The 5,677-nt window shown below is 54.4% G+C and carries 1 protein-coding gene; it reads right to left on the bottom strand.

Features of this window, described 5'->3' with window-relative positions; all coding sequences use genetic code 11:
• Window positions 1–5,677: non-ribosomal peptide synthetase (locus C5471_RS22525; RefSeq protein ID WP_166296471.1), on the bottom strand; the 5,677-nt coding region annotated here is incomplete at both ends.

Below are 5,677 nucleotides of genomic sequence, written 5' to 3'. Positions count from 1 at the left end.
ACCGGCGCAGGCAGGCCGTCTTCCTGACCGGTAAGATACGCTTGTACTTCGCGATTCATCACATCCAGCGTGGTATGGTCACCAATCAGGTGATGCAGCAATTCCAGTAGTAACCAGCGGCCATCGGTCTCCTGAGCCACGACAAAACGCAGCAGCGGTGCCTGACCTAAATCAATACGATAATGACGGGGATTAAAACGTTGAACCAGTTGATCACCCACCGGCCCATCAGCCGGGTCCAACGTCAATTCAATGACCGACAACGGTGCCTGACGCCAGACCACCTGCGCTGGCACTGACAATCCTTGCCAGATAAAGGCCGTTCGCAGAATATCGTGCCGATCAACCATCTGCTGTACTGCGGCCAAATAACGGTCCAACAGCAGCCGGTCAGCAAAAGCCATCTGGCTGATCACCAGATACGGATCCCCTTCATTTGCCAATAAGTGGTGGAACAAAATGCCATCCTGCAATGGCGACAGGGCATAGATATCCTGAAGATTAGCTACCCCACCCGGCACTTGCCCGACGATACGGTCAATGTCAGCCTGAGTCAGATCGATCAACGGTAACATCACCGGGGTGAGTGTCGTCGTCGCTGACGTAATGACATTCGGTGGCACCACCACGGCCCGGTGCTGCCCCAACGTTCGAGCCAGTTCAGACAACACCGGCGACTGGAACAGGTCACGCACCGCCAGTGTCAGCCCCAAGTTACGCAGGCGTTCAATCATGCGTACCGCGAGCAGTGAATGGCCGCCCAGAGCAAAGAAGCTGTCATGCCGGCTGACCTGTTCAACCCCCAGTAATTCACGCCAAATAACCGACAGGGCGATTTCTGTTTCGCCTTGCGGTGCCGCGTAAACCTGACGGGCAACGGCTTCACCATCCGGTGCCGGTAGCGCATGACGATCCAGCTTACCGTTCGGGGTCAATGGAAGCGCCTCCAGACGCACAAAGGCCGACGGCACCATATAGTCAGGTAAAGTTGCACTCAAGTGGGCACGCAGGCTATTCGCCAGCCCCTCATCCACGGGTGCCACCACATAAGCGACCAGACGTTTATCCTGCGCTTCTCCCAACGCCAACACCACCGATTCACGTACCGCCGGGTGTTCTATCAGCCGGGCTTCAATTTCCCCCGGTTCAATGCGGAAACCGCGGATTTTCACCTGCTGGTCATTACGGCCCAGGAATTCCAGATTGCCGTCCGACAGGTAACGCGCCAAATCCCCGGTGCGGTACATGCGCGCATCCGGGTTGTCACTGAACGGATCGACCAGGAAACGTTCCACCGTTAATTCTGGCCGGTTCAGATAACCCCGCGCCACACCCGCACCACCAACATACAATTCACCGATTGTCCCCAACGGTACTGGCTGGCCGTATTTATCCAACAGATAGAGCGTTAAATCCGGGATACGCGTACCAATAGGACTGGTTATCTGCGCCACATCATCATGATTTAGCACCCGATAAGTCACATGAACCGTTGTCTCCGTGATACCGTACATATTCACCAACCGGGGCGACGTCTCTTCACGCAGGCGATACCACGGCCGCAACATACCGGGATCAAGGGCTTCTCCCCCAAAGATGATATAACGCAACTGGTCCGGTAATGGGTTGTCGACATAGCTGGCAATAAAGGCTTTGAAAGCACTCGGCGTCTGATTCAACACGGTGATACCGTGCTGACACACAAATTGATGCAGTTCCTGAGGTGAACGAGCGATCGCGTGTGGCACCAGAACCAGTTTAGCGCCGTAACGTAACGCTCCCCATAATTCCCATACCGAGAAATCAAAGGCGATGGAATGCAACAGGCACCAAATATCTTGCCGGTTAAAGTGATACCAAGATTCAGTCGCCTCAAACAAACGCAAGATATTACGATGCTCGACCATCACCCCCTTCGGCATCCCCGTCGAACCAGAAGTGTAAATCACATACGCCAGGTGCCGGGATGTCAGTTCAGGAACCTGCGGGTTAACATCCGGTTGATCCGACAGGGTATTATTCGGGTCGAGCACGGTCAGTGCAGCCAGCGTTTGCTCGTTCAGCGCATCACGCCCGGGGTTATCCGCCAGCAAAATAGCCGGAGCCGCATCCGTCAGAATATGGGCCAGACGCTCACCAGTATAGACCGGATCTAACGGCACATACGCGCCGCCGGCTTTCAGCACCGCCAATACCGCCACCACCATTGCCGGTGAACGTGACACACAAATCGCCACCCGCTGCTCGGGTACTACACCCAGTGCAATCAGTTGATGGGCCAACCGGTTGGCTCGGGCATTCAATTCTGCATAACTGAAGAGCTGATCTTCATACACTAACGCTGGCGCATCAGGGGCTTTCGCCACCTGCTGTTCAAACAATTGATGAATGCATAACTGGTCAGGAGAGGCAGTTTCCGTCACGTTCCAGGTTTTTAACAACAACGTACGCTCCGCTTCTGGCAGAATTTCCAACTGCCGTACCGGCGTTTCCGGAGCCTGTTCCAATACCTCCACCAAGCTCTCCAGTGCCTGTTGCATATAGTCGCACAGGTTTTTCGGATCAAATGGTTGTACTACCTGAACCGTCAGCCCCAGAGATTCACCACAATCCTCCACCGACAGCACTAACGGATAGTTGGTTCGCTCCTGTGCACCAATAAACTCAATGCCGCTTATCAGCTCATCTGACGGTGCCGATAGGGCATTATGCCGATAGTTCAACAAGCTGCTAAAGAGGGGGATATCCCCCTGTACACCACTGCAACGCTGGGCCAACGCCAATGAAGCATGTTCATGTTCCAATAGTCCGGCCAGTCGGGTATGGGCAGCCTGCACGCTGTCCCGTACCGATGTATCATCCATATCCAGCCGCAGCGGCAACGTATTGATAAACAATCCCATACTGCTGTCTGTTCCTTCCCCGGCCTGCATACGCCCAAACAGTACGGTGCCGAACACCACTTGCTCCTGTCCACTGGTACGCGACAACACCTGGGCCCAAGCCAAATGACACAGGGCCGCCAGACTGACGCCCAAATGTCTTGCCTGATGACGCAAACGGTTATTTAGCCCAGCTGACAACATCCGGTGAGATTCCGCCACCTGCGAGCCATCACGATGCACTTCCGTCAAGCCAAACGGCAATGTTGGTTCATCTACCGCTGCCAACATGTCAGTAAAGAAACGGGTGTGTTCTTCCTGACTGACACCCAGCCGGCCCTGTGCCACCAGATGGCGGAACGGCACCGGCTCAGACAGGCTATCCTGCTGTCCGTCTAGGCAAGCTTGTACTTCACGGTTCATTACGTCCAGTGTGGTATGGTCGCCAATCAGGTGATGCAGCAATTGCAGGACAATCCAACGACCATCCATTTCCTGTGCCACCACAAACCGCAACAACGGTGCCTGATTCAGGTCAAGACGATAATGACGGGGATCAAAACGTTGCGTTAACTGATCGCAAACCGGCCCGTCAGTCGGATCTAGGGTCAGCTCCATCACTGACAACGTGGCTTGACGCCAAACCACCTGAGCCGGCACAGATAGTCCTTGCCAGATAAAAGCGGTCCGCAAGATATCATGACGATCGATCACCTGTTGCACTGCCGCTAAGTAACGGTCTAGCAAGGATCGGTCAGCAAAAGCCATCTGACTGACCACCAGATACGGATCCCCTTCGTTTGCCAGTAAGTGGTGGAACAAAATACCGTCCTGCAATGGCGACAGGGCATAGATATCTTGAATATGGGTCATCCCACCCGGCACCTGCCTGACGATGCGGTCAATGTCAGCCTGAGTCAGATCGATCAGTGGCAACATTTCCGGTGTGAGTGTCGTCGTCGCTGACGTAATGACATTCGGTGGCACCACCACAGCCCGGTGTTGCCCCAACGTTTGAGCTAGGTCTGATAACACCGGAGACTGAAACAAGTTACGCACTGCCAACGTCAACCCCAAGTGACGCAAACGTTCAATCATCCGTACCGCAAGCAGAGAATGACCACCCAACGCGAAGAAATTGTCATGTCGGCTAACCTGCTCAACGCCCAGCAACTCACACCAAATTGCCGCTAATGTGATTTCCGTATCCCCTTGTGGCGTTTCATAAACCTGACGGGCAAACGCGTCATTATCCGGTGCCGGTAGCGCTCGGCGATCCAGCTTACCGTTCGGGGTCAACGGAAGTGCATCCAGCCGCACAAAGGCCGTTGGTACCATATAATCCGGTAAAATAGCGCTCAGATGGGTACGCAGGCTATTTGCCAGCCCCTCATCCGCTGTTGCCACCACATAAGCCACCAGACGCTTATCCTGCGCATCCCCTAATGCCAACACGGCAGATTCACGCACCGCTGGGTGCTCTGCCAACTGGGCTTCAATTTCTCCCGGTTCAATGCGGAAACCGCGGATCTTAACCTGCTGGTCGTTACGACCGACAAACACTAGATCCCCTTCCGGCAGATAACGGGCCAAATCCCCGGTCCGGTACATACGCGCATCCGGTTTATCACTAAACGGATCGATAAGGAAACGGTCCGCCGTCAACTCAGGGCGATTCAGATAACCCCGCGCCACACCCGCACCACCAACATACAATTCACCGATTGTCCCCAACGGCACTGGCTGGCCGTATTTATCCAACAGGTAGAGCGTTAAATCGGGAATACGTGTACCGATAGGGCTGGTTATCTGTGCCACATCATGGGGACTCAGTTCCCGATAAGTCACATGAACCGTTGTCTCCGTGATACCGTACATATTCACCAACCGGGGCGACGTCTCTTCACGCAGGTGATACCACGCCCGCAACATCCCCGGATCGAGGGCTTCTCCCCCAAAGATGATATAACGCAACTGGTCCGGTAATGGGTTATCGACATAACTGGCAATAAAGGCTTTGAAAGCACTCGGCGTCTGATTCAACACGGTGATACCGTGCTGACACACAAATTGATGCAGCTCTTGAGGTGAACGGGCGATCGCATGTGGCACCAGAACCAGTTTAGCGCCGTAACGTAACGCTCCCCACAATTCCCATACCGAGAAATCAAAGGCGATGGAATGCAACAGGCACCAAATATCTTGCCGGTTAAAGTGATACCAGGATTCAGTCGCTTCAAACAAACGCAAGATATTACGATGCTCGACCATCACCCCCTTCGGCGTCCCCGTCGAGCCAGAGGTGTAAATCACATACGCCAGATGTCGGGCAGTCAGCGCAGGGACCTGTGGATTACTGTCCGGTTGATCAAGCAAGGTATTCGGGTCAAGCACAGTCAGCGCAGCCAACGTTTTCTCGTCCAGCGCATCACGTCCGGTATTATCCGCCAGCAAAATAGCCGGGGCCGCATCGGTCAGAATATGAGTCAGACGCTCCCCGGTATAGACCGGATCCAGTGGCACATAGGTGCCACCGGCTTTCAGCACCGCCAATACCGCGACCACCATTGCCGGTGAGCGCGCCACGCAAATAGCCACCCGCTGATCCGGCTCTACCCCCAGCGCAATCAGCTGATGGGCCAGCCGGTTAGCCCGGGTATTTAATTCCGCATAACTGAGGGTTTGTTCTTCATACACTAACGCTGTGGCATTCGGGGTTTTCTCCACTTGTTGTTCAAACAATTGATGGATACATAACGCGTCAGGATAAAGGGTTTCCGTCGCGTTCCAGGTTT

The sequence above is a fragment of the Photorhabdus tasmaniensis genome (assembly GCF_011189505.1).
In the GTDB taxonomy this organism is placed as follows: domain Bacteria; phylum Pseudomonadota; class Gammaproteobacteria; order Enterobacterales; family Enterobacteriaceae; genus Photorhabdus; species Photorhabdus tasmaniensis.
The sequence above is the reverse complement of the archived record's forward strand: the minus strand, read 5'-3'. Positions and strand labels throughout refer to the sequence as shown.